Annotated in this window: 38 protein-coding genes and 1 pseudogene; 8 read left to right on the top strand and 31 right to left on the bottom strand. The window is 67.0% G+C overall.

The features are described 5' to 3' along the window. Window positions 1-22: 22 nt before the first annotated feature. Window positions 23-3,313, bottom strand: coding sequence for a carbamoyl-phosphate synthase large subunit (gene carB, locus DJ017_RS17560; protein WP_111530205.1), 3,291 nt, complete (start codon window positions 3,311-3,313; stop codon window positions 23-25). 146 nt (window positions 3,314-3,459) lie between these two features. Next, window positions 3,460-3,867, bottom strand: a complete 408-nt coding sequence (locus DJ017_RS17555; protein ID WP_111530204.1) for a group II truncated hemoglobin — start codon at window positions 3,865-3,867, stop codon at window positions 3,460-3,462. 166 nt (window positions 3,868-4,033) lie between these two features. Here DJ017_RS17555 and DJ017_RS17550 point away from each other — a divergent pair, with 166 nt between their 5' ends. Genes DJ017_RS17550 through DJ017_RS17540 form a run of 3 tightly spaced genes read left to right on the top strand, consistent with a single transcriptional unit; the run spans window position 4,034 to window position 5,148 of the window. Next, the gene (locus DJ017_RS17550) at window positions 4,034-4,258 is read left to right on the top strand and encodes a hypothetical protein (protein WP_111530203.1); all 225 of its coding nucleotides are present in this window, start codon (window positions 4,034-4,036) and stop codon (window positions 4,256-4,258) included. A gap of 46 nt (window positions 4,259-4,304) precedes the next feature. Continuing rightward, window positions 4,305-4,697: a cupin domain-containing protein gene (locus DJ017_RS17545; protein ID WP_111530202.1), complete on the top strand. Its 393-nt coding sequence runs from the start codon at window positions 4,305-4,307 to the stop codon at window positions 4,695-4,697. Between the two features lie 49 nt (window positions 4,698-4,746). Then, complete coding sequence (locus DJ017_RS17540; protein WP_111530201.1) at window positions 4,747-5,148, top strand: GxxExxY protein; 402 nt, start codon at window positions 4,747-4,749, stop codon at window positions 5,146-5,148. A gap of 43 nt (window positions 5,149-5,191) precedes the next feature. On the opposite strand, the gene carA is transcribed toward DJ017_RS17540, so the two are convergent. Then, window positions 5,192-6,364, bottom strand: a complete 1,173-nt coding sequence (gene carA / locus DJ017_RS17535) for a glutamine-hydrolyzing carbamoyl-phosphate synthase small subunit (RefSeq protein WP_111530200.1) — start codon at window positions 6,362-6,364, stop codon at window positions 5,192-5,194. Window positions 6,365-6,662: 298 nt separating this feature from the next. Between carA and DJ017_RS17530 the strand changes: the two genes are divergently transcribed. Both DJ017_RS17530 and DJ017_RS17525 read left to right on the top strand, forming a co-directional pair. Beyond that, complete coding sequence (locus DJ017_RS17530; RefSeq protein WP_111530199.1) at window positions 6,663-7,100, top strand: DUF1330 domain-containing protein; 438 nt, start codon at window positions 6,663-6,665, stop codon at window positions 7,098-7,100. A gap of 75 nt (window positions 7,101-7,175) precedes the next feature. Continuing rightward, window positions 7,176-7,421: a DUF1272 domain-containing protein gene (locus DJ017_RS17525; protein WP_111530198.1), complete on the top strand. Its 246-nt coding sequence runs from the start codon at window positions 7,176-7,178 to the stop codon at window positions 7,419-7,421. On the opposite strand, the gene DJ017_RS17520 is transcribed toward DJ017_RS17525, so the two are convergent. The 27 genes and pseudogenes from DJ017_RS17520 to DJ017_RS17405 all read right to left on the bottom strand — a co-directional run bounded on the left by DJ017_RS17520 (window position 7,418) and on the right by DJ017_RS17405 (window position 19,715). Continuing rightward, the gene (locus DJ017_RS17520; protein WP_227000237.1) at window positions 7,418-8,581 is read right to left on the bottom strand and encodes a response regulator; all 1,164 of its coding nucleotides are present in this window, start codon (window positions 8,579-8,581) and stop codon (window positions 7,418-7,420) included. The two genes, DJ017_RS17525 and DJ017_RS17520, sit on opposite strands and share 4 nt — an antisense overlap. A gap of 306 nt (window positions 8,582-8,887) precedes the next feature. Beyond that, complete coding sequence (locus tag DJ017_RS17515) at window positions 8,888-9,892, bottom strand: tyrosine-type recombinase/integrase (RefSeq protein ID WP_133255493.1); 1,005 nt, start codon at window positions 9,890-9,892, stop codon at window positions 8,888-8,890. Between the two features lie 14 nt (window positions 9,893-9,906). Beyond that, a pseudogene (locus DJ017_RS21060) lies at window positions 9,907-10,050 on the bottom strand (helix-turn-helix transcriptional regulator); the annotation flags it as partial. Beyond that, the gene (locus DJ017_RS21055) at window positions 10,047-10,442 is read right to left on the bottom strand and encodes a DUF4326 domain-containing protein (RefSeq protein WP_111530194.1); all 396 of its coding nucleotides are present in this window, start codon (window positions 10,440-10,442) and stop codon (window positions 10,047-10,049) included. The gene DJ017_RS21055 and the pseudogene DJ017_RS21060, both read right to left, overlap by 4 nt. A 4-nt stretch (window positions 10,443-10,446) precedes the next feature. Beyond that, window positions 10,447-10,845, bottom strand: coding sequence for a hypothetical protein (locus DJ017_RS20160; RefSeq protein ID WP_133255492.1), 399 nt, complete (start codon window positions 10,843-10,845; stop codon window positions 10,447-10,449). Next, window positions 10,842-11,135: a hypothetical protein gene (locus DJ017_RS20155; protein ID WP_133255491.1), complete on the bottom strand. Its 294-nt coding sequence runs from the start codon at window positions 11,133-11,135 to the stop codon at window positions 10,842-10,844. Before DJ017_RS20155 ends, DJ017_RS20160 begins: the two co-directional genes overlap by 4 nt. 46 nt (window positions 11,136-11,181) lie before the next feature. Next, complete coding sequence (locus DJ017_RS17495; protein WP_111530192.1) at window positions 11,182-11,412, bottom strand: hypothetical protein; 231 nt, start codon at window positions 11,410-11,412, stop codon at window positions 11,182-11,184. Between the two features lie 215 nt (window positions 11,413-11,627). Further along, on the bottom strand, window positions 11,628-12,116 hold the full coding sequence (locus tag DJ017_RS20150; RefSeq protein WP_133255490.1) for a hypothetical protein: 489 nt from the start codon (window positions 12,114-12,116) through the stop codon (window positions 11,628-11,630). Next, entirely contained in the window at window positions 12,113-12,442 is a 330-nt protein-coding gene (locus tag DJ017_RS17490) for a hypothetical protein (RefSeq protein WP_111530191.1), read from the bottom strand. Before DJ017_RS17490 ends, DJ017_RS20150 begins: the two co-directional genes overlap by 4 nt. 151 nt (window positions 12,443-12,593) lie before the next feature. Beyond that, the gene (locus DJ017_RS17485; protein WP_133255489.1) at window positions 12,594-13,322 is read right to left on the bottom strand and encodes a hypothetical protein; all 729 of its coding nucleotides are present in this window, start codon (window positions 13,320-13,322) and stop codon (window positions 12,594-12,596) included. Continuing rightward, on the bottom strand, window positions 13,315-13,506 hold the full coding sequence (locus DJ017_RS17480) for a hypothetical protein (RefSeq protein ID WP_111530189.1): 192 nt from the start codon (window positions 13,504-13,506) through the stop codon (window positions 13,315-13,317). The genes DJ017_RS17485 and DJ017_RS17480 overlap by 8 nt, the downstream gene beginning before the upstream one ends. Continuing rightward, a complete protein-coding gene (locus DJ017_RS17475) occupies window positions 13,506-14,309 on the bottom strand; it encodes a hypothetical protein (RefSeq protein WP_111530188.1) in 804 nt (267 codons plus the stop codon). The genes DJ017_RS17480 and DJ017_RS17475 overlap by 1 nt, the downstream gene beginning before the upstream one ends. After that, window positions 14,306-14,515 (bottom strand): hypothetical protein, encoded by a 210-nt coding sequence (locus DJ017_RS17470; RefSeq protein ID WP_111530187.1) that lies wholly within the window; start codon window positions 14,513-14,515, stop codon window positions 14,306-14,308. The genes DJ017_RS17475 and DJ017_RS17470 overlap by 4 nt, the downstream gene beginning before the upstream one ends. After that, entirely contained in the window at window positions 14,512-14,829 is a 318-nt protein-coding gene (locus DJ017_RS17465; protein ID WP_111530186.1) for an FmdB family zinc ribbon protein, read from the bottom strand. The genes DJ017_RS17470 and DJ017_RS17465 overlap by 4 nt, the downstream gene beginning before the upstream one ends. Next, window positions 14,826-15,023, bottom strand: a complete 198-nt coding sequence (locus DJ017_RS17460; protein WP_111530185.1) for a hypothetical protein — start codon at window positions 15,021-15,023, stop codon at window positions 14,826-14,828. Before DJ017_RS17460 ends, DJ017_RS17465 begins: the two co-directional genes overlap by 4 nt. Window positions 15,024-15,109: 86 nt before the next feature. Next, the gene (locus tag DJ017_RS17455) at window positions 15,110-15,388 is read right to left on the bottom strand and encodes a Lar family restriction alleviation protein (protein ID WP_111530184.1); all 279 of its coding nucleotides are present in this window, start codon (window positions 15,386-15,388) and stop codon (window positions 15,110-15,112) included. Next, the gene (locus DJ017_RS17450) at window positions 15,385-15,672 is read right to left on the bottom strand and encodes a hypothetical protein (RefSeq protein ID WP_111530183.1); all 288 of its coding nucleotides are present in this window, start codon (window positions 15,670-15,672) and stop codon (window positions 15,385-15,387) included. The genes DJ017_RS17455 and DJ017_RS17450 overlap by 4 nt, the downstream gene beginning before the upstream one ends. Continuing rightward, entirely contained in the window at window positions 15,669-15,944 is a 276-nt protein-coding gene (locus DJ017_RS17445; RefSeq protein WP_133255488.1) for a hypothetical protein, read from the bottom strand. Before DJ017_RS17445 ends, DJ017_RS17450 begins: the two co-directional genes overlap by 4 nt. 333 nt (window positions 15,945-16,277) lie before the next feature. Then, window positions 16,278-16,514: a helix-turn-helix domain-containing protein gene (locus DJ017_RS17440; protein WP_111530181.1), complete on the bottom strand. Its 237-nt coding sequence runs from the start codon at window positions 16,512-16,514 to the stop codon at window positions 16,278-16,280. Next, window positions 16,511-16,915 carry a hypothetical protein gene (locus DJ017_RS17435; protein WP_111530180.1) on the bottom strand — a complete coding sequence of 135 codons (405 nt, stop codon included), beginning with the start codon at window positions 16,913-16,915 and terminating at the stop codon, window positions 16,511-16,513. Before DJ017_RS17435 ends, DJ017_RS17440 begins: the two co-directional genes overlap by 4 nt. Beyond that, window positions 16,912-17,172, bottom strand: a complete 261-nt coding sequence (locus DJ017_RS17430) for a hypothetical protein (protein ID WP_111530179.1) — start codon at window positions 17,170-17,172, stop codon at window positions 16,912-16,914. Before DJ017_RS17430 ends, DJ017_RS17435 begins: the two co-directional genes overlap by 4 nt. Then, the gene (locus DJ017_RS17425; RefSeq protein ID WP_111530178.1) at window positions 17,165-17,563 is read right to left on the bottom strand and encodes a hypothetical protein; all 399 of its coding nucleotides are present in this window, start codon (window positions 17,561-17,563) and stop codon (window positions 17,165-17,167) included. Before DJ017_RS17425 ends, DJ017_RS17430 begins: the two co-directional genes overlap by 8 nt. Beyond that, window positions 17,563-17,736, bottom strand: coding sequence for a hypothetical protein (locus DJ017_RS20520; protein WP_165830698.1), 174 nt, complete (start codon window positions 17,734-17,736; stop codon window positions 17,563-17,565). Before DJ017_RS20520 ends, DJ017_RS17425 begins: the two co-directional genes overlap by 1 nt. Window positions 17,737-17,768: 32 nt before the next feature. Then, window positions 17,769-18,080: a hypothetical protein gene (locus DJ017_RS20145; protein WP_133255487.1), complete on the bottom strand. Its 312-nt coding sequence runs from the start codon at window positions 18,078-18,080 to the stop codon at window positions 17,769-17,771. Then, entirely contained in the window at window positions 18,080-18,280 is a 201-nt protein-coding gene (locus DJ017_RS17415) for a hypothetical protein (protein ID WP_111530176.1), read from the bottom strand. Before DJ017_RS17415 ends, DJ017_RS20145 begins: the two co-directional genes overlap by 1 nt. 4 nt (window positions 18,281-18,284) lie before the next feature. Beyond that, a complete protein-coding gene (locus DJ017_RS20885; RefSeq protein ID WP_227000236.1) occupies window positions 18,285-19,208 on the bottom strand; it encodes a pentapeptide repeat-containing protein in 924 nt (307 codons plus the stop codon). A gap of 144 nt (window positions 19,209-19,352) precedes the next feature. Then, on the bottom strand, window positions 19,353-19,715 hold the full coding sequence (locus DJ017_RS17405; RefSeq protein WP_133255486.1) for a hypothetical protein: 363 nt from the start codon (window positions 19,713-19,715) through the stop codon (window positions 19,353-19,355). Between the two features lie 286 nt (window positions 19,716-20,001). Between DJ017_RS17405 and DJ017_RS17400 the strand changes: the two genes are divergently transcribed. Continuing rightward, complete coding sequence (locus DJ017_RS17400; RefSeq protein ID WP_111530174.1) at window positions 20,002-20,463, top strand: GIY-YIG nuclease family protein; 462 nt, start codon at window positions 20,002-20,004, stop codon at window positions 20,461-20,463. A 5-nt stretch (window positions 20,464-20,468) separates the two neighbouring features. Here DJ017_RS17400 and DJ017_RS20515 read toward each other — a convergent pair whose 3' ends face one another. After that, the gene (locus DJ017_RS20515) at window positions 20,469-20,624 is read right to left on the bottom strand and encodes a hypothetical protein (RefSeq protein ID WP_165830697.1); all 156 of its coding nucleotides are present in this window, start codon (window positions 20,622-20,624) and stop codon (window positions 20,469-20,471) included. A 594-nt stretch (window positions 20,625-21,218) separates the two neighbouring features. Between DJ017_RS20515 and DJ017_RS17395 the strand changes: the two genes are divergently transcribed. Both DJ017_RS17395 and DJ017_RS20510 read left to right on the top strand, forming a co-directional pair. Next, on the top strand, window positions 21,219-21,638 hold the full coding sequence (locus tag DJ017_RS17395; RefSeq protein ID WP_111530173.1) for a hypothetical protein: 420 nt from the start codon (window positions 21,219-21,221) through the stop codon (window positions 21,636-21,638). Between the two features lie 134 nt (window positions 21,639-21,772). Beyond that, window positions 21,773-21,943 (top strand): hypothetical protein, encoded by a 171-nt coding sequence (locus DJ017_RS20510; RefSeq protein WP_165830696.1) that lies wholly within the window; start codon window positions 21,773-21,775, stop codon window positions 21,941-21,943. Window positions 21,944-21,952: the final 9 nt, after the last annotated feature.

Genomic DNA, 21,952 nt, shown 5'->3' with positions numbered 1-21,952 from the left:
CTCCCCCTGAGGGGGAGCGTCGTCAGGCGTAGCTCTGCAGCGGTCGCACCTCGAGCGGGGCCTGAGCCGTCGCCACGATCGCCTGGGCCGCGGCCAGGGCCGCCGCCGAGGTGGTGAAGTAGGGGATCTTCATCATCAGCGCCGTGCGGCGGATGTCGAAGCTGTCGACCAGCGACTGCTTGCCCTCGGTGGTGTTGAAGACGAGCTGCACGTCGCCGTTCTTCATCGCGTCGACGATGTGCGGCCGGCCCTCCAGGACCTTCTTCACCGGCTCGACCTTCAGCCCCTGTTCCTCGAGGTGCTTGGCCGTGCCGCTGGTCGCCAGCACCTTGAACCCGGCCTCGATCAGCAGGCGGGTCGGCTCGACGATCCACGCCTTGTCGGCGTCCTTCACCGAGACGAAGACGCAGCCCGTGCTCGGCAGGAACGTCGACCCGCCGAGCTGGCTCTTGGCGAAGGCCCGCGCGAAGGCCGGCGCGGCGCTCGTCTCGCCCGGCCGGATCCAGTCGAGGCCCATGACCTCGCCGGTGGAGCGCATCTCCGGACCCAGCACCGTGTCGACGCCGGCGAAGCGGGCGAACGGGAACACCGCCTCCTTCACCGCCACGTGGTCGTAGGGCGCGTCCTTCAGGCCGAAGCCCTTCAGCGGCTGGCCGGCCATCACCTTGGCGGCGATGGCGGCGACCGGCTGGCCGATGGTCTTGGCGACGAACGGCACGGTGCGGCTGGCGCGGGGATTGACCTCGAGCACGTAGATCCGCGGGTTGGCGCTCTGCGGCTCCTCGATGGCGAACTGCACGTTCATCAGGCCGCGCACCTCGAGAGCCCGGGCCATGGCCTCGGTCTGGCGCTTCAGCTCGGCGATGGTCTCGGCCTTCAGCGAGAACGGCGGCAGGGAGCAGGCGCTGTCGCCCGAGTGCACGCCGGCCTCCTCGATGTGTTCCATGACGCCGGCCACATAGACGCTCTCGCCGTCGCACAGGGCGTCCACGTCCACCTCGGTGGCGCGCGACAGGTACTGGTCGATCAACACCGGGCTGTCGCCCGACACCTGCACCGCGGTGCGGATGTAGCGGTCGAGCTGCTCGTCGTCGCGGACGATCTCCATGGCCCGGCCGCCGAGCACGTAGGACGGGCGGATGACCACCGGATAGCCGACCTTGTGCGCGGCCGCGAAGGCCTCGTCGGCCGAGCGCGCGATGGCGTTGATCGGCTGGGCGATCTTCAGCCGCTGCAGCAGCTGCTGGAAGCGCTCGCGGTCCTCGGCCAGGTCGATGGCGTCGGGCGAGGTGCCGAGGATCGGCACGCCGGCGTCCTCCAGCGCCTTGGCGAGCTTCAGCGGCGTCTGGCCGCCGAACTGGACGATCACGCCCAGGAGCTCACCGCGGCTCTGCTCAACCTTGATCAGTTCCAGCACGTCCTCGGCCGTCAGCGGCTCGAAGTACAGGCGGTCGGAGGTGTCGTAGTCGGTGGAGACGGTCTCGGGGTTGCAGTTGACCATGATCGACTCGACGCCGATCTCGTCGAGCGCGAAGGCCGCGTGGCAGCAGCAGTAGTCGAACTCGATGCCCTGGCCGATGCGGTTCGGGCCGCCGCCGAGGATGATCGCCTTCTTGCGGTCCGAGGGCTCGCTCTCGTCGTCCGGACGCTGGCCCAGCGCGCCGGTCTCGTAGGTCGAGTACATGTAGGGCGTATCGGCCCGGAACTCGCCGGCGCAGGTGTCGATGCGCTTGAACACCGGCCGCACGCCCAGCGCCCGGCGCTGCTCGCGCACCTCGTTCTCGGTGGTGTGGGTCAGCTTGGCTAGGCGCGCGTCGGAGAAGCCCATGGCCTTCAGACGGCGGAAGCCCTGCGCGTCGTGCGGCAGGCCCTGGGCGAGGATCTTGGCCTCCTCCTTCACCAGGGTCTCGATCTGGCGCAGGAACCAGGGCTCGTAGGAACAGGCGGCCTGGATCTCGTCGCAGGTGAGGCCGGTGCGGAAGGCCTGGGCGATCACCCGCAGCCGGTCCGGCGTCGGCTTGGCGAGTTCGCGCAGCACCGCGGCGTGGCCCATCTCCGGATCGCCGGCGTTCTCGATGGCCACCTCGTCCAGGCCGGTGAGGCCGGTCTCGAGGCCGCGCAGCGCCTTCTGCAGGCTCTCGGCGAAGGTGCGGCCGATGGCCATGACCTCGCCCACCGACTTCATCGAGGTGGAGAGCAGGGGCTCCGCGCCCGGGTACTTCTCGAACGCGAAGCGCGGGATCTTGGTGACCACATAGTCGATCGAGGGCTCGAACGAGGCCGGCGTCGCGCCGGTGATGTCGTTCATCAGCTCGTCGAGGGTGTAGCCGACCGCCAGTCGGGCGGCGACCTTGGCGATCGGGAAGCCGGTGGCCTTGGACGCCAGGGCCGAGGACCGCGACACCCGCGGGTTCATCTCGATGACCACCATGCGCCCGTCCGCCGGGTTCACCGCGAACTGCACGTTGGAGCCGCCGGTCTCGACGCCGATCTCGCGCAGCACCGCGATCGAGGCGGTGCGCATGCGCTGGTATTCCTTGTCGGTCAGCGTCAGGGCCGGGGCGACGGTGATCGAGTCGCCGGTGTGGACGCCCATCGGGTCCACGTTCTCGATCGAGCAGACGATGATGCAGTTGTCCGCCTTGTCGCGGACGACCTCCATCTCGTACTCCTTCCAGCCGAGTACGCTCTCCTCGATGAGCACCTCGGTGGTGGGGGAGAGGTCAAGGCCGCGCTCGACGATCTCGCGGAACTCCTCGACGTTGTAGGCGATGCCGCCGCCGGTGCCGGCGAGGGTGAACGAGGGGCGGATGATCGCCGGCAGGCCGACGAACTCCAGGCCCTCCAGCGCCTCTTCCATGGTGTGGGCGGCCTTGGACTTGGGGCTCTCCAGCCCGAGCTCGTCCATGGCGTTGCGGAATTTCTCGCGGTCCTCCGCCTTGTCGATCACCTCGGCCTTGGCGCCGATCATCTCGACCCCGAACTTCTCGAGCACGCCCATGCGCTCCAGGGCGAGGGCGGTGTTCAGCGCCGTCTGGCCGCCCATGGTCGGCAAGAGGGCGTCGGGCCGCTCCTTCTCGATGATCTTGGCCACCATCTCGGGCGTGATCGGCTCGATGTAGGTGGCGTCAGCGACGTTCGGATCGGTCATGATCGTCGCCGGGTTCGAATTGACCAGGATGATCCGGTAGCCCTCGGCGCGCAGCGCCTTGCAGGCCTGGACGCCGGAGTAGTCGAACTCGCACGCCTGGCCGATCACGATCGGGCCGGCGCCGATGATCAGGATCGAGGAAATGTCGGTGCGTTTGGGCATCTCGTCTCGCGCGCAAGGGCGGCCGCGCGGATCCGCGCGCCGACTCCGTCTGGAACTGCAGGTTAAGGCGTCCCCTTAGAGGCCGCATCCCCGGGGCGCAAGCGGCGAGATCGCTGCTCTGCAGAATCCCTCCGCAATCGCGGGCTCTAGCGGCTGCGAAGTCCCTGGCACATGCGCTCGAACGCGGGCTCGAGCAGCTTGCGGAGCGCCGGCTCGGCGCCGACCTCGTCGAGGGCGATCTTCATGCAGGCCAGCCACTGGGAGGCCGCCTCGGCCCCGATCGGAAACGGGGCGTGGGCGCTCATCACGCACGGCCGGCCCGGATGGCGCGCCGAATAGACCGGCGGCCCGCCCGTCCAGCCGATCAGGAAGTCCGCCAGCCGCGCCTTCATCGGCGTCAGGTCCGCCCCGTGCATCGCCCGCAGCGCCGCCAGCGAGGGCTCGCGCTCCATGGCGTCGTAGAACGCCTCGGCCAGGGCGCGCACGCCGACTTCCTCGCCCAGGGCCTGGTAGGGCGTGATCGGCTTGGGCGCGGTGTCGGCGGCTTGGCTCATAGCCCGTCCCCTAGGCGCGGAGCCGTCCGCGACTTTTGATCTGGATCAAATTCCGGGCCGGTCAAAACCCGCGTGAACCGGCAACCAAATCGCGGCCCAGCCATATTGTTAGGGAACGGCGCCCGCGGGCGTCCCGGCGCCAGCTTCCAGGAGCACTTTCAGTCTCATGTCCCTCATCGAAAAGATCCCGTTCCTCAGCGACGAAGAGGTCATCAACCTTCTGGCCAACGCCCGCCGGCTGAAGGACGCGGGCGACGACAAGCAGCGCGCCGCCGCCACCGATCTCATCCCCGCCCTGGAAGGCGCCGCCGCCGAGCGCCGCGCCCTGCGTATGGCGGCCGCCCAGGCCAAACGCGCCGCGCGCCGTCCCCGCCCCAAGGCCGCCGCCTAAAAGGGCTACCTAGCCACTCCGACACGCTTGAGGCAGGCTCGGGTCCATGATCCGAGCCCTGCTTCTCGCCGCCGCCGTCGCGGCGCCCGCGCCCGTCACCACGCCGCTCAAGAGCCTCGAGGCCACCGCCGCCGGCCAACCGATCACGCCGCCGCCCGGCCCCGTCGAGGTGAAGGTCTCGCAGACCGACATACCCGCGGGCGGCCAGATCCCACCGCACAAGCATCCGTGGCCGCGCTACGTCTATGTCATCTCGGGCCGCATCCAGGTGGACAACCTCGTCACCGGCCAGTCCTACGAGCTGAAGGCCGGCGACGCCTCCATCGACCCCGTCGACCAATGGCACCAGGCCCGCGCCCTCGACGGCGCCCCCGCCCGGCTCATCGCCATCGACCAAGTCCCCCCAGGCGCGACCAATCTCATCCGCAAGGCGCCGTGACAGAGTTCTTGTATTGTTCTGGTTCTCGCGAGCGGCTAGGCTCGCAAAGATGGACCACGGAACACACGGAACCCGCGGAACTCTCGTCCTTGAGGATGAGACGTTCGCCGTCAGAGGTGCGGCGTTCGAGGTTTATCGCACCTTGCGCGACGGTTTCCTTGAGGCAGTCTATCAGGAATGTCTCGGCCTCGAGCTCGCGTCCCGAAGTCTGCCATTCGTCGCTACGCCGAGGCTGCGCCTCACGTACAAAGGCCAACAGCTTACCGCGGCCTACGTCCCGGACTTCGTCTGCTTCGACCGGCTGATTGTTGAACTGAAGGCGGTACGCGCAATCGCGCCCGAGCATCGGGCGCAAGTCATCAACTACCTCAAGCTGACGGGCTTCTCAGTGGGCTTGTTGATGAACTTCGGCGCGCCCGGAGGCGTGCAGATCGAGCGCTTCGCGCTCTGACCAAGTTCCGTGTTTTCGGTGGGTTCCGTGGTTTCCTAAATCCCTATCCCTTCGCCCCATCCATGTAGCCGGCGAAGCGTTCGAAGAGGTAGAGGCTGTCGGTCGGGCCGGGCGAGGCTTCGGGGTGGTGCTGGACGCTGAACACCGGCCGATCCTTCAAGGCGATGCCGGCGTTGGTGCCGTCGAACAGCGACACGTGGGTCTCCACCACCGGCGACGGCAGGCTGTCGCGGTCGACGGTGAAGCCGTGGTTCATGGAGACGATCTCCACCTTGCCGGTGGTCAGGTCCTTCACCGGGTGGTTCGCCCCGTGGTGGCCCTGCTCCATCTTCACCGTTCTGGCCCCCAGGGCCAGGGACAGCATCTGGTGGCCGAGGCAGATGCCGAACACCGGCGTGCCGCTTTCGACCAGCTTCTGGATCTGCGGCACGGCGTATTCGCCGGTCGCGGCCGGGTCGCCCGGACCGTTCGACAGCAGCACTCCGTCCGGCTTGCGGGCCAGGATGTCCTCGGCGCTGGTGTTGGCCGGCACCACGGTCGCCCGCGCCCCGACGCTGGTCAGGGCCCGCAGGATGTTGCGCTTCACGCCGTAGTCGACGACCACCACCTCGTACTTGGGCTTGGGCTGCGGCTTCACATAGCCTTCGCCCCAGGCCCACAGGCCCTCTTCCCAGACGAACGGCTGCAGGCAGGAGGCGTCCTTGGCGAGGTCGAGGCCGACGAGGCCGGTCCAAGCCTTGGCCTTGGCCACCAGGGCGTCGAGGTCGAACTCGCCCTTCGGATTGTGGGCGATCACCCCGTGCGGCATGCCGCGCTCACGGATCGCGCGGGTGAGGGCCCGGGTGTCGACGCCGGCCAAGCCGATGACGCCGCGGCGCTCCATCCAGGTCTCGAGGTCGGCGTCGGAGCGCCAGTTGGCCGGCCGGGTCGGCACGTCGCGGAAGATCGCGCCGCGCGCCGCCGTGGTCGCCGAGCCGGAGATCTGCTCGAGGTCCTCGACGTTCGTCCCGACGTTGCCGACGTGCGGGAAGGTGAAGGTGACGATCTGGGCCATGTAGGAGGGATCGGTCAGGATCTCCTGATAGCCCGACATGGCGGTATTGAAGCAGACCTCGCCGACCGCATCGCCCACCGCGCCGACGCCGACGCCCTGCAGGATGGTCCCGTCGGCCAGCGCCAGCACGCCGGTCACCCCAGGCAACAGATCGCGGCTCATGGGCGTGACTCCTTTTAGGGCTGACGGTGCGATGCTCGCAAAAAGGCGGGCCGAGGAGAACCCCCGCCCGCCGTGCAAACGGCCGCGTACCTAATGAGTCCCACCCCCCGGGTCAATGCGACAAGCGTGAAGAAACCACGGAACGCACGGAACACACCGAATAGGGGCTGGGCGAGCGCCAGCGAGCGATCCATTGTCCGCGCCCGACGGAGGTCGCGCCTGCGCCGCCGCTGGTAAGGCTTTCCGTGTGTTCCGTGAGTTCCGTGGTTCAAATCAAAGTAGGGCAGGGGAGGCCGCCATGACCAGCTACATCGATCCCGACCGCCAGGCGTGGGAGGCCTTCAAGGGGCTGCCGAAGGATCAGCCGATCCAGATGCTCAACCTGATCAAGCTGAAGCCGAAGGCGGACTATCCGCCGGGCCATCCCGATCACGGCAAGCACCTCACCGGCCTCGACGCCTACCGCGCCTACGGCCGCACCTCGGCGGCGGTGTTCAAGCGCGTCGGCGGCCATCAGGTCTGGGCCGGCAAGCCCCAGGTCATGGTGACCGGCCCGCAGGACGCCGAGCAGTGGGACCTGGCCTTCATTGCCCAGTACCCCTCCACCGCCGCCTTCATGGAGATGGTCCGCGATCCGGACTATCGCGAGCACGTCAAGCATCGCACGGCCGCGGTGGCCGATTCCCGCCTTCTGTGCCTGGGTCTCGTCACGCCGGGCGAGGGCTTCGGCGAATAGGCCGGAATGGAGGGGCGGATGTCATTCCGCCCGTCCGCCGCCGCTGGCAGGGTTCCGCTGGAAGGAGTCCCCGCCATGCTCGCCCTGCGCCCCAACTGCGAATGCTGCGACGCCGACCTGCCGCCCGATAGCCGCGCGGCGCGCATCTGCACCTTCGAGTGCACCTTCTGCGCCGATTGCGCCGACACGCGCCTGAACGGGACGTGCCCAAACTGCGGCGGCGACCTGGTCCAACGGCCGATCCGCCCGCCGGCCATGCTGGCCAGGCATCCCGCTTCCACCGAGCGAGTGCTGAAGCCCCACCAGGCCTGCGCCGCCTAGATCGGCGCCTCAGGCGGCGGGGCCACGGCGGCCTGCACGGCGGCGATCACCTCCTCGACCTTCAGCGGCTTGCCCAGGTGGCCGTCCGCGCCGGCCTCGGCGCTGGCCCGCCGATCCGCCGCCGAGGTGTTGGCCGACAGCACGAGGATCGGCGTCCGCGGCCGCGCCGCCTCGCGCTCCTCCGCGCGGATGGCGCGGATTGCGGAGAGCCCGTCCATGACCGGCATCCGCAGGTCCATCAGGATCGCATCGAAGTCCGCGGCCCGCCACGCCTCCACCGCCGCCGCCCCGTCCTCCACCGTCACCACATGCACGCCGGCGGCCGCAAGCATCAGTTCGATGACCTTGCGGTTGGTCGGGTTGTCGTCGGCCGCGAGGATGCGCAGCTCCGGCGCCGCGGCGTGCGTGGCGCTCTGGACGTCGCGCGCCCGCCCCTCGGCCGCGAGCTCGGCGTCTCGATAGTCCAGGAGACCCGTTACCAGCCGGTCGAGCTGCGCCGCCGAGGCGCGGATGTCGGCCACCAGCTCGTTCTGCCGCGCGTCCAGGGCCGTCGCCTCCAGCGCCTGGGCGAGCCCCAGCACGCCGTTCAGCGGTGTCCGCAGCTCGTGGCTCATGTCCGCCAGGAATTCGGCCTTGGCGCGGTTGGCCGCCTCGGCGTGGGCCAGGGCCTGCTCCAGCGCCTGGGCCTGACGCTTCATCTGGGTGATGTCGACCCGCAGGCCGATGATGCCGCCTTCGCGGGTCCGCCGGTCCTCGATCAGCAGCCAGCGGCCGTCCGCCACCTGTTGCTCGTGGCGCTCGCCGGTGGCCTGCACCAGCTTGGCGGCCCGGTCGGCCAGCCATTCCTCCTCGCGCCCGACGGCGTCGGGATAATCGCCGCGGCGCACCCCCTCGCGCAGGGTCTCCACCAACGGCAGGCCGGGGCGGAAGAGGTCGGCCGAGCGGTGGTAGATCTCGGCGTAGCGCTGGTTCCAGAGGATGTAGCGGCCCTCGGCGTCCAGGAACACGACGCCCTCGGGGATCGCCTCGATGGCGTCGCGCAAGCGGTCGCGCGCGATCCGCGCCTCGTGCTCGGCGTCGAGCAGCGCCGCGCGGGCCAGCCGCCGCACGAGTCGCCGCCAGCCGGCGCGCAGGCCGCCAAGAAATCCTCCCCCGATCATGGGACCCATCCTTCCCGCGGATTCGCGGGCGAAAGGTGAAGCCCGGCTCGAGGGCTGCAACTCAGGGTCGGGCGCCGCCCGAATGGGCGCCCGCGCCGGTGCTCTGACTTCGAACGCGGCGGGATCGTGTTATGAGCCCGCACATGCGCATCACCACGGTCGGCTTGGACGCCGACGACACGCTCTGGCACAACTAAGTCAACGCTGGCGGATCGCGTTGTTTATATTGAGCATTTCAGACAAGGAGGTCCGCAGAAAACCGCGCAAAACCCGTGAACGGGGCGGGAACACGCCGCAACTTGCGCTTCACTTGCGCTGTGCGCGCTCCATGGCCTCCAGCACGTCGTCGGGGGCGAGCTTGGCATAGCGCTCCGTCGTGGAGGCGACCGTCTGGCCCAGGGCCTTGCCGACCGTGAAGATCGGCACCCTGCGCTGCACCGCCCACGACGCGAACGTGTGCCTGAGGATGTGGGGACTGAAGTCCTTAATTCCGGCGGCCTCTGCATGGGTGATGCAGGCCTTCGCCACGCGGTCGATCTTCTCGCCGGCCCAGCTCACAACATAGCGCGAGCGGCTGTGCTTCTTGGCGTGCAACAGCATCCGGCGGACCTTGCGCGTCATGGGAGCCACTGTCCGCCGCTTCTTTGTCTGCGGGCGGCCGGGGACGCGGAAGTCGATCAGCCCGGTTTCGAAGTTCACCCGATCCCACGTCAGATCCAGGATCGCGCCGGTTCTGGCGCCGGTGTAGAGCGCAAGCCTCGTGAACAGCCTGACGTGCGCCTGGCGCTTGCCCCGCATCCGCCAGAGCAGGCGGGCGACCTCGCCGCGTGTCAGCCAGCGCTCGCGCGGCGGTGCAGGGGTCATGGAGAGGATTGGCGGACAGTGCGCCAGCTTCTTGCGCTTCACGGCTCGCTTGAGCGCTGCCGAGAGCACAGAGAGGTCGCGGCGGATGCTTTCATCGCCGGCCTTCAGGCCGCGGCGGTGATCGCGGTACGCCTCCTGCATCTCAAGCGTGAGGCCTAGCGCGGACGTGGAGCCGAAGAACGGCTTGAGGTAGCGGATCGCGAGGCTGATGTTGTCGGGGCGCATAACGGTCTTGCCGTGGGCGTCCCAATACCAGTCGAGCAGTTGGGTTACGGTGAGGTCGTCTAGCGGTTCGTCGGCTCCGGCTAGGCGGAACGCTGCAAGGAACGCCTGTGCTTCATCATCGCTTCGTGTCCGCGTCGAGACGCGGTGCGAACGTCCACCCTCGAACCACTGGACGTACCAGTTTGGTGAGGTTCGGATTTTGACGAGAGAGAAGTCTGGCACGCGTTCAGGTACTCATCGAGGTCCCGCTTGCGGTACCTAATGAGGCGTGCGCTCACCTGTAAAGCCGGCAAGCGACCACTGGCCCTCAGGCGGTCCAAGGTGTCTGTGGAGATACCGAGATAATCCGCGGCTTCCTGGCGTGAGATAACGCTGCTCACGGCTTCTCGCCCTCTGGTAGGGGTTGAGGGGGGTTTGCCAGTTCCAGCAGAACGTCGGCGTGGCACGGCTCCCCGGGCCTGCACCAGCAGGCGAGGCTCTTACCGCGAAGGGGCGAGAGGTCAGCGGGATAGCCCGCAGCTTCGCGAAGCTCAGCGTCGCCGAACATGGCGCGGAAGAACCCAACGGCGCCCTCCGCGTCAGGCGCGCATCGCCCGAGCGGCCCGTCAGCCCCAATCGGGAAGGGGTTTCCCCAAGGCGTCGTGCGATCCACCTTCACCGTGTTAGGCGGCATCCGCCAACCCTTCGCGCGGCTCAGTTGGACCCGGAGAGGTCGCTCCCCGTCCCGCTGCGGCTTGACACTGCCGGGTTCAGCTTTCACGTGAGGCCCCATGACCTTAGGCCTCCCCCTTTATGGGGGAGAGGGCGGCTCGGGCGATTACTCGGCAGCGCGCTATGATCGCGATGACCTCGATTGGATGCTCTACGTCCTTGGCGTGTGGGAGCGGGACGGTCACGATCTCCTCCAGCGCCTCAAGGGCTCGGGAGAGGTCGGCTTGGAGGGCGTCTCGCTCTTCTCGAAGCCGCGCATAGGTCTCTTCCGCGATGGCGTTGAGTGCATCCCGCTCGGCTTCTACCGTCTCTAGACGGGAGGCCATGCTTTCGGCGGCATAAGCGAGGTCAGCCAGCGCGTTCCGCTCAGAGCCGAGGAGCCTATTTCCTGCGTCGCCTGATATCGTTCGCGCCTCGCGCAGCAGCTCTTCCAGGTCTAGGGCTTGGGTGGTGTCGGGGGTCATTTAGGGTTCATCCCTGAGGGCGTAGAAAGCTCGGGCTTCGCCCTGCGCACCCGCGAGTCTTCAGCGATCTGGAGATTGGCGACGCGCGCGAAAGCTGTGCTTCCGTCCGACCACTCTATGAGCTGAAAGGCCACGGGCTCGCCGATCACGACGCCGACCACCCGCAGCTCTCGATGCTCGACGAACTGACCGCGCGCAAATCCAGCGGAGTGCAGCCCATCGGGGCGCGCGGCTTCGCGCGCAGCACTCTCGTCACCGGATGAAGACCTATTCTTCCTCTGCTCACCCATGGCTAGTGTTCCCTCTCGATCAGGTCTTCTAGGGTGTGGGGGGAGATCATTGGTCAGCACTCCCGATCTCACCCAGGAGGACGTCGAAGAGCGCTTGAAGACACCGCCAGTGCCCAACTGGAAGCGTCACGGCCAGATAGGCATCCGCGAGCACCGCGCTGGAGAGGCCGTCAGCAATCTCGCCCAACAGCTCGTGAAGTTCACACTCATATAGGCTCAGCGCGATGTCCCGCCTCAGGTCGTCAAGGACTGGCGCGCTGCTGGTGCTTTTGCTCATCGGGCGCGCTCAATAGATTTTCCGCAGCGCACGCAGACGTCGCGGACGTAGGTGGCCGCCTTGGCTGCCTCTATGATCTCGACGAGAGGCCCAACCGCGCCTCGATAATTGCCTGCCCAGTTCGGCGGCTCGCTCTTGTCGTATCGGGGGCTGAACTTGCAGCCTCCGAACCACTTTCCCGCTCGCGGGCAGGTGTTCGTTTTCACTTCCATCTTCTACCCGATTTCGCTATATTGTTCAACAACATCAGATCCATTTCGGCCTTCTCGAAAGGCCGAGAATAGAGCCTCGCAGAACGCGATCACGTCCACGTTGAGCCCTGACCAGAACTTGCTCTGTGCTGGATCGCAGCGGTTCGGCCCAAGCCGGTGATGCCAGGCGCACAAGGGAGCGCTCTTGGCGTCATCCGGCCGCACACCGAGCCGCTTGTTCCACCCTCGCGCGGCGTCCTGCGCCTTTTGGTGGGCGGCTTCGATGTAGGCGTGTTCAGCCGGTGCAGGTCCCAGTATCCGACAGGCGATGCACGGAACCCCGTGAAGCCATGAGAGGTAGTCGTGATCCCGCTCCCGGATGGCGCGCTTGAACCCTCGCTTCGGCAGCTTCACTCCCATCCCGGCAGCTTTCATCCGTTGGGAGATTTCTTCCTTCGCCCGGATACGGCGCAGGACTCGTTCTTCCTTGGAGTTGCGGGTGGTGAGGGTCATCGGACCCGCTCCATGGCGCGGGCGTTGGCGTTTTGCGTGCGCCAGATCTCGATTTTTGCCTCGGCCGCCGCGTAGCGTTGGCGCCACCGGTAAGCGTCCTTGGCGAAGCGCCCGACCTTCTCCAGGTGCTCCTTGTACTCAGGCTGGGAGCGCGCCCAGTTCTCGCGGGCGGCCACGGAGCTTTCGTTGCTCTGGCTCATGAGGTCGGCCAGAACGGACTTCGTGAGCGCGTCCATGTACTCGTGAGCAGCCCGCGCGGCGGCTCCGGTTTCGTCACCGAGGATCGCCAGGGCGTCCTCTACGTCCTTGTCCGAGACGAGCGGCATCAGGCGCAGCCCCCGGCAGGTTTTTGGCCTGCCGAGGTCCCTCTGCGCGCGTGTGAACGGTTATGACGGTGCCGGGGAAAGGCGCGGAGCGTTTCGCGGCAGAACGCGCGTAGCTCCTCCTCATCCCAGAGTGGCGGGGCGCGGTAGGTCATCAGACGACAACCTTCTCCTCATGGACGGTGAAGCCGGGGATTTGCCGCTTGCCGCCGCGCACGTCTGTATCGGCAAGCTGTTGCAGGCACGCCTTGATGGCCTCGGGATGGTGAGCGACGTAGTGCTTGAGGGCGTCGGAGGGGTTGACCAGCTCGGCGCGGAACACGCTCCGCAACGTCACGGCTCGCGTGTCGCCGCTGGCGTTCGGACGCGCCTTCTCGGCCCGCGAGGCTTCCCGCTCGGCGGCCTTCGCGTCTTTCAGCAGCGCCTCGGCTTGCTCACGGCCAGCGAGGTCTTCAAGCGTGGTCTGGCGCATGGCCTCAGCGGCGATGCGAGCCTTTTCCTCGGCCTCCCGGCGCGCAGCCTCGGCGGCCTCGCGCGCGGCGGCTTCCTTGGCTTGCAGCCAAGGCGCCAGCGCCCGCTTGCACGTCGTTACGGCGAGGTCGGCCTTGTCGAGAAGCGGTTTCCACTTCGCCTGTACGGCCTTGGCCGCGTCGTCGTGGGGCTTCTTCTCCTCGGCGCGGGCCTTGTCGGCGTCCTTCGCGGCCTTGCGGATCATCTCCATTAGGCGGGAGACCGCATCGGCCTCGCCATCGGAGTTGATCCCGGCCCCATCAAGGAAGTTTGACGCCTCGGCAAACAGATCCCCGATGTGGGCGGAGAACGCTGCAAAAGCATCATCGGCGGGTGGGGAGTTGTGCCCGATAGGGGCGGCTCCATCAGCCATCGGCTCGCTCCTCAAAGGTCGCCTCGATGCCGGCGATGTGGTCGTTTAGCGCTGCGATCTCAGCGTCTCGACTATCGTCTGAGCGTTCCCGCATCAGCTTGTCGCGGGCGTTGAGGGCGTGCTCGTAGCGCATCGAGGCGATCTCGACGGGGCCACGGCTGCTGCTGTTGTAATGCGTGGTCATCACGAGAATTCCGGCACGTCGTCGGCGCTGAGTTCGGCCGCGGGAGCCTGGTCCGGGAGCTTGGCTAGAAGGTCGGCGAACTTCTCGCCGAGGGCATCAAAGCGCGCCTTCGGGAGCGCCTTGATCTCCTTCTCGCGGAACTTGTTCCACGCGTGGAGCGCGGCCTGCGTCTTGCAGGCGTCCATCTCGTCATCCAGCTTGCGCCAGTCCACTGACGGATCGACCTTCGCGGGCGGCGTGGGCTCTGGGGCCGGAGAGACATTCCGCACGGCTTCGTCATCGCCGAAACCGTCCAGCGGCACTTCCTCGGCCGGAGTGGTAGAGAGGCCGGCATTCATCATCACGACGACATGAGCGAAGGCCGAGCGACAGGCGCGCGAGATGGCGCGGGTCTGAGCCATGGCGCGGATGGCGTAGTCGGGGCGCTTGGGAAGCTCCTCCTCGTACCAGACCCTCTCGCCGCGCTTCTCACCCCACTTCCATTTGCGGATCGTGCCGCCGTACCAGGTCGGCTCGTCCTCACCCACGAAGCCCTCGGCCTGCGCGATCAGAGCGCCGTCTGACATGCGGCGCACTTCGCCGATGGCGCGCACGCCACCGTCCACGTTCTCAACATCGCGAGCCGAGGCGACACAGCCGTGCGCCACGGCGATGGCCTGCCAGCCCTCAACCTTCACATACTTGCGCTTTTGGATCTCCATGGCGCTGGCGACGACGATCTCCTTGCAGAGGTCGGCCGCATCGGTGGATGCCCGATAGGCTTCGACGTTGTTCGTCGGGGTGATGGGAACGATGGCGTTCATTCGTGGATCTCCGATTGGAGGGCTGCTTCGGTGCAGGTGGTGCAGACCATGAAGCCGGTGCGGCGGGCGGCCTGCTTGTCGAAGGCGTTGTCTGGGAACTGCTCGGCGCACACGTCACAGAACAGCCAGTGAGCCGGCAGACGTTCGCCGCGAGCGCGGGCATAGGCCCAGTCGGCGGCTTGGGTGGTGTGGGAGGGGATGGTCATGGCAGTATCGCCGTAGCCAGAGCTGCCGCCGCGCGCAGGCACGACGGGCACAGCGTCGTGGAGTGGTCGCTGTACTCGGCAGTGAAGCGAACGGCGCGCTCGACCTCCTGATCGCATTCGTCACACCGGAAGAAACTCCATGAGCCGTTGCCGATGATCTGACGCACTTCGGCGGCAGTGGCGGTGCTCGTGTCCAATTCGCGCAGTCGGTCGGTGATCGCCTGCTTCTTCGGGTCCTTCGTGTCGCGATATTGGGCCTCCCATCGGCCCGGCGCGCTGATGATCAGTTCGCGCGAAACGCAGAGCTTCATCATGCCGCCGCCCTTTCCAGGCTCCGGTCGGTCCATATACGGCGCGTTCTGGTGACGGTTTCCTCGGCCTCGATGTAGCAGCCGGGCCACCACTTGCTGTTCTTGCGGGCCCAGGCGATGGCTTCGCCGTGGGTCTGGAACTTCGGGGCTCCAGCGATAGGAGCGCCGTAAGCGGTCTTGGCGATGTATTCAGTCATTGAGGTTCTCCTGACTGAGTAGAAAAGAGGCGCTCCCCGCTAAGCTGCGGCTTGGCGCTACCGAGTTGTTCTTGGGACGTGAGGAACTATTCTTCATTTCCCCCTCCCGTAGTGGAGAGGGCGGCGCGGCCGGCGGGGGTGGTTCTCCGGTTCCACCGCTCCTCGACCTCGGCGATGACGGTCTCGCGGTCCTCGCCTCGCCGGTCGGCGTAGCACTCCATGTGCTCCGCTGAGCATTCGAGGCAGTAGATCGCGCATCCGCGCTCGACGTTGCCGGTCGAAATGTTCCGGTAGGGGCGCAGCGTGTCGAGTTCGGCCGCGCCGCCGCAGAATGGGCAGGCGAGGAGTAGGGGCGCGCCCGTCATGGCGTGACCTCCCCATTCGTGATGAAGCCGTGCCAGCCGGGGCACCCCCGCGCTGTGCGGGTGCACTTGCCCTCGTCGGCGATGCTCGGGGTGATCGTCATCTGGTCCCACGCTGGCGGCAGGACGTTGGTCACGTGCGCGCCGTTACGCGGCTCACCGCCGACGACAAGCCACACGCTCACGCGCCCCTTGCGGCATAGCGGGCAGAGGAAGTTCATCGCGCCGTCGCAGCCGGGCGGAACGTCGCTGGCGTGAGGGTCGAGCGCTGTCAGCTTCACGCTCACGGCTTCTCCTCCGTGGTGGAGAGGGCAGCGCGGGCACGGCGAAGCATCCCGAAGGTCACGGCCATGTCGCCGCCTTCGCCACCGTCAACCGCTTCATCGTCTTCGTCGCCGTCGTCTGGGACACCGAAGTCGGCTTCGCAGGCGCTGAGCAGTTCCTCCAGCGCCTCCCGCAGCTTCTCCACGCGGGCTTCGGCGGCTTGGGCGCGGTCTGTGGCGACATCAAGCCGGTCGGCCAATTCGTTGCCCGCTTCACGCTCCGTGACGGGCCACATGGGGCCGCACCCGTTGGGGCAGTCCTCTGGCCCGTTCTTGGCGGATACCGAGCCGTCGTGAGCGTTTAGGACGGAAGAGACCAGCCGCAGGCCGCACTTTGCGCAGCGGCGAAGGCCGGGCACGAAGACCTTGCGCGCCAGCTCTTCCCTCTCACCCTGTAGGCGGCGGAGGGCGGAGGCGGCTTTGGCGCAAGCGATCTCGTATCGCGACGAGGACGCAAGAGGGCTGAACGGAACTAGGTTCGTCAGCTCCTCCACTAGTCCAGCATGTTCAGATGGAATGGTCATGCTTCAGCCTTCGCGAGCAGATCGGCCACGACTTCCTTGTCTGGCTTAGCGGTCATCGGAGGTGTCCTTGAGGGCGGCGCGGCCGGCGGCGGTGATGCGGTATGGCCGCTTCTTCATCCGAGGTCGTTCGGCCACGGACGGCGGTGTGTAGGTCTCGGCCAGCCCCAGCTCGGCGAGTTGGGCACAGCTTACTGGCCGGAACCAGTAGCAGCGGTTATTCCCGTCAAACGACGCCAGCTCCCGAAGCGTACCGAGCATCGCCCTCGTCAGCTTCACGCTCACGGCTTCTCCTCCAGGGCAGGGCGGCCATCGGTCGGGCGGCTGGCGTCGGATGCTTTGAGGATCGCGCGAGCGGCCTCATCCAGCGTGCTGGCCTCGAAGTCATAGCCACCGCCGCCGCCGGGGTTTCGCACCCACTCGACCCGCACGTGAGTGCGAATGGCGCGCTTGATCGCCTCGGCCCCGCAGAGGGGTGTCGCAGACGGATAGGCCCCAAAGTGCAGGCGCGCGCCGGAAAGAGTCCTGAACGTCTCGCCGCAGTGGAAACACGTCCAACCGTGAGGGGGCGCGTTGTAGGTTTCAGCGTCGACGGTCAGACCCCGAACGTGCGCCTCGATGTCGGCGCGTTGATCGTCGGTGAGGGACGCCCAACCAGCGCGTGGAAAGTCGCTGACCCCGCTCACGGCTTCTCCTCCGTGGTGGAGAGGGGGTCGTGAGCCGCGTCGCGCTGCCAGCCGTTGCTGTTGTCGCGAATGTTCTCCAGAGCCGTTCTCAGCTCCCGCCGCTCAGCGAGGAGGGCGGCGGCTTGCTGGGCGTAGTGATCATGCGCCTGACCGAGCAGCGACCGGATGTAATCCTGCCACCACCCGACGTCACCGCCGCCGAAGTCGTTCAGCAGACCAGCGTCGAACGCGTCCAGCACCGTTTCCCGCTCAGCCATGGGAGGCTCCCGTGGCTTTGGCGATGGCGGCGTTCGCGCGCGCCTCTACGGCCTCGATGGATTGGGCCGGATCGGGGTCGCGGCGGTGAGTTAGGAGCGCTATCAGCGCCTCCAGCAGATCGGGGGCCGCAGCGTAGAGAACGGCGTCCTTGTAGCGGCGGACCTCGGCCAGCGTGGTCATGGTCCCGTCTGGATTGTCCACGTACACGCAGGCGACGAAGCCCTCGTAGAGGGAGGGGCCGACCTGATGGCGTCCCGGCGTGAAGGCCCCAGATCGCGCTCCCGTCGAAGTCGTCGCGGGGCTATCGGGGCCCTGCGCCGCACGGCTGGCTCCGGGCTGAACCCCTTCTTCCCGTTCCATCTCTCGTTCCTCTTGTTCGATGAGGGGCATCAGGCGACCTCCTTCCGGAAGATGCAGGCCCGCGGAATGAAGTCGGAGAACGCAGCCTCGGCGGCGGCGTAGAGGTCGTTGAAAGCCCTCCTCGCTCCGTTCACCTCGTAGATGTCGAGGAGCTGGTGGGCCTGGCGTTCATCGAGCCAGCAAGGACCGCTGTCCGTGGACATCAGGACGCGCTCTTGCTCTGCGTGGAAGGCGGTCATTGGGGAGCACCAGCAAGGCCACAGTAGCCCTCGGTGCGCTCGAACTCTCGCCCACGCTCGGCATAGACGGCCTGCGTCGCGGTTGCGAAGTTGGGCTTTCCAGACGCCTTCATGTGCGCCTGCACCGCGTCAAGAAACGCGGCGGTTCGCTTGGCCTCGCTCCACCGCCACGCCATGCAGGCAGAGGCGATGCACTTGGAGGTTATGCAGGCGCCTCCGTCGCGGTCGCGATTGAACCCGCCGGGGTCTTCCCAGCCAGCCGGACGCGCGTGCGGACACCACTTCGTCTTGGCTTCTTCCTGGGTCATCACCGATCCTCTCCGAACCGATCCTTGTTGCTCGTCACGAGCGCGATGCTGTCTGCGAGCCCATCCAGAGGGCCTGAGTAGGTCCCTGGCGGGTTGGGGCAGGCCTTGCGGAAGGCGGCGTCGATCCGCGCCATCTCGCGCTCGAACTCCAGCTCCGGAGAGCGGAACACCGGCCGGCTCTGTTGGCTGTCGTAGGGCATGGGCTTAGGCCGTCTCGGCTTCAGCGTTGACGGGACCGAATACGCCGTTCGCGCGCAGCTCGTCGGTGATGTCGCGCAGCACCTTGAGGCGGGAGACGCGGTACTTGCCGTCCGTCCCATGCGGAATGCAGGCGATGTCCTTCGCGGTGTGTTCGATCAAGAGGATGCGCTGGCCCTCGGACCATTCGCGCAGGACCCACGGCAGGTCGGCCACGTTCAGACCCGCGCCGCAGTGGTTGCTGGGGTCTCGGTCGCAGTCGGTCTCTTCCACCACCTTGCCGATGGGGTAGGAGACCCGCTTGTGGTGGATGGGGCTTTGGCCGTCAGCCGTCACCAGTTTGAAGGCTTGGATCTTCCCGCGAAGGTACGGCAGTGCGGCCAGCGCCGTCGTCTTTTCAGGAATATGATTGTTGGCCCCGGACAGGTTGGCCCCGGACAGCTTGGCCCCGGACAGGTTGGCCCTGGACAGGTTGGCCCTGGACAGGTCGGCCCCGGACAGGTTGGCCATGGACAGGTTGGCCCCGGACAGGTTGGCCCCGGACAGCTTGGCCCCGGACAGGTTGGCCCCGGACAGCTTGGCCCCGGACAGGTTGGCCCCGTACAGGTTGGCCCCGGACAGGTTGGCCCCGTACAGGTCGGCCCCGGACAGGTTGGCCCTGGACAGGTCGGCCCCGGACAGGTCGGCCCCGTACAGGTTGGCCCCGGACAGCTTGGCCCCGTACAGGTCGGCCCTGGACAGGTTGGCCCTGGACAGGTTGGCCCCGGACAGGTCGGCCCCGGACAGGTTGGCCCCGGACTTCACCGCAGCGCGCACGGCGAGCCCAAGCTTCACGGGCGGAGACGCCAGCGGATCACATTCAATCTGAACCGTGATGTCGCCCTTGAAGGCCCAAGCCGCTAAGCGGCGGATGGTGAAGCTTTCGCCCATCGGTCTGTCCCCTTGGGGCTCGTTGTCGATGGGGAGACGTTACCGATGGTAATGCGCCTTGGCAATAGGAAATTCGGAAAAGTAACGCGCTGCGTCGCGGTAACGCAGCGCTCGCGCGCGCGATTCCTTGTTATGGGAAGGGGGCTAGCCGGCCTTCAGCAGGCGAACGATGGCGTCGGCAACAGCGGCCTTACGGTCCTCGGTGGCCTCGTCGTAGGCCTCAAGGATCTTCTCGCGCCGCTCGTCCTCGTCCCGCCAGGGCGCGCCCTCGCCGAGAAGCAGCCATTCCCACCGGACGCCCATGCGCTTGGCGAAGTGCATGGCGTGCTGGTGATCTAGCGGCGTGTGCTTGGAGCTGTCCGGCTCGCGCTCATAGGCGCGGTAGGTGTTGACGTTCACGCCTAGAGAGGCGGCGGCATCCTTGGCCGTCTCCCACTTGCGCTTACGCGCCCACCTGAGGCGACCCCAAGAGCCGACCGCGTTCCGCCAGGTGTCTTCTCTAGCCATGGTCGGAGAGATTACCGAGGGGGACGTTCGCGCGCGGAATGTCGCAAGCGGGACTATTGCCAACAGAAATTACCCCCGGTAATCTGCCGGGGATGGTTAGAACCGCTTCGCAATTCATCGAAGACAAAGGCGTGCAGGCTATCGCCGCGGCGACGAACCGTTCGGTCGGGGCAGTGCGCGTCTGGAAGCACCGCAATCGTTTTCCTCGGGAAGCGTGGCTGGAGCTGTCGGAGGCCTACCCGGAACTGACGCTAGACGTTCTCCGGCATATGCCGACGGGTCGCCAATGATCTACGTCATTCGCGATAGCCTAAGTGGCTATGTGAAGATCGGATACGCCGCCGATCCGTGGCGCCGTCTGGCAAAGATCCAGTCGGACACGCCCGGCGAAGTGCGTCTCGTCGTTTCCGAGGAGGGGGACGAGGAGCGCGAGGCTGAGCTGCACCAGCAGTTCGCCCATTGCCGGACGCGCGGAGAGTGGTTCGCGCCAGATGCGGCGCTTGAGGCCTACATCGCTGCGTCGGCGACCCCCGAAAAGCCGGCCGCCGTGCGCGAGAGCCAAGCCTTCTGGAATGGCCTGACCGACGCCCAGGTGGCGCGGGCTACCGGCTTCCGCAAGCCATACGTGAGTGAGGTTCGCCGGGGCCTCCAGAGGGCGACGCCGCCCAAGGCCATCATCTTTCAGCGAGCGACGGGTGTCAGCGCCATCAAGCTCGTGTTTGGCGACCTTGCGGACGAGGCCGCCTGAATGACTCAGCGCCTCCGCATCACCTCCAGAAACAGCGGCAAGTTCTGCTTGAAGAACGTCAGCGCCTGCCGGCGCGCCCTGTCTCTGGCTGGTCGTTGCGGAAGTGGTCTGAGTTCCAGCACGGTCGCGAGGGATTCCTCGGAGGCCAGCTTCTCGGCCATCATGCGGAGGAATTTGTCGGATCGCTTTCGCGGCGTGCAGGCCAGAAAGCACTCCACACTGACGCGCCAGAGCACGAGGCTTGGATGGGCCTCGGGCAATTCCTCTGAAGCTCTCGCCGACGCTTCGGGCATTACGCGCCACCCCGCTTACTCGTCCCCCTGGGGAATTAGGGCTCGCCTGAAACGGGTACGTCAACACCATTCCGAGCGCGTTAATCTTAACGCTACGGAAGTTGTTCCAAATCAATACAACAGGCGTCAGGAACTCGCGATTCGCGATTACCTGGGGTTTATTGACGTTGTTCCTGAACCGCGGATTGGCGCTGAGCATAGCGCCTCACTCCGCGACACTTTCGCGCGCAACCCCCCCGATCCCTGCGCGCGGGCGGGGCTGGCTCACCTCTCCAGGGGCCAGTCCCGCCATCCGCTCATCGCGGTCTCTCGCCGCATATCTCACCGCCGCGCGCCAGAGGCTGCGCCGCGTCTCCACGTCCTGCGTTCGCATAAGTTCCTGCAAGAGCCTGCGAGCGCACTCAAGTCCGGTCGTCTGTCGATCACCTCCGGTCATTCCGGCCTCCGTTTGAGGAGCCCCTTATGACCCTGACGGCGGACAGCATCATGCACCTCGACGGGCAACTTCTGCCCTTCTCGCGCGACCTGCGGGAGGCGCTGGCGATCTATGCCCGGCGCACCTGGCCGGTGAACACGAGCGGCCACGCAGCGAAAGCGTGGGGCATTCCGAAGACCACGGCGGCGAACCTTCTCAAGGGTCACGCCTCGGACGCGACGGTCACGAAGATCATCCGCGCCGGGGGCTGGGAGCTGGCCCTGCCGGTGATCGGCGCCGTGATCGGCGAACCCGTACACGCGTTCTTCCGCGAACAGATGCGCCAAGCCGCAAGGGAGGCGGAACGTGCCAAGGCACACGAAGAACTCGCCCAGGCCGCCTACCGGCATCTGGCGACTGGCCTTGCTGATCCTGGCGAGGATCGGCGGTCGAGGCGCCGCGCTTGAGCGATGGGCTCTGAAACGCCTCGGCGTTTGGCCTGACTAACCCGGCAGACCGCTCAACAGAAGCGGCGTCGGCATCGAGCTAAGGGGCGAACCCGCGACGCCTTGAAGATCGCGGCGAGGAATGGGGAGGGCGCATGGAAGCGCTCCTGATCGCCTACGGAATTTCCTGCGTCGTCTGGCTGGTGATGGTCGGCGGCATGGTTGGTCGCGCCAACGACGACGACCTTCGGACCGGGCTCCTCGTGACGCCGCTCTCGCCGCTGCTATGGCCGGTCGTGATCGGTGCCCTCCTGTTCGGAGCCTGAGCGATGCTT

This window comes from Phenylobacterium soli, from assembly GCF_003254475.1.
Lineage (GTDB): Bacteria > Pseudomonadota > Alphaproteobacteria > Caulobacterales > Caulobacteraceae > Phenylobacterium > Phenylobacterium soli.
This window is presented reverse-complemented; position numbering and strand designations above follow the sequence as displayed.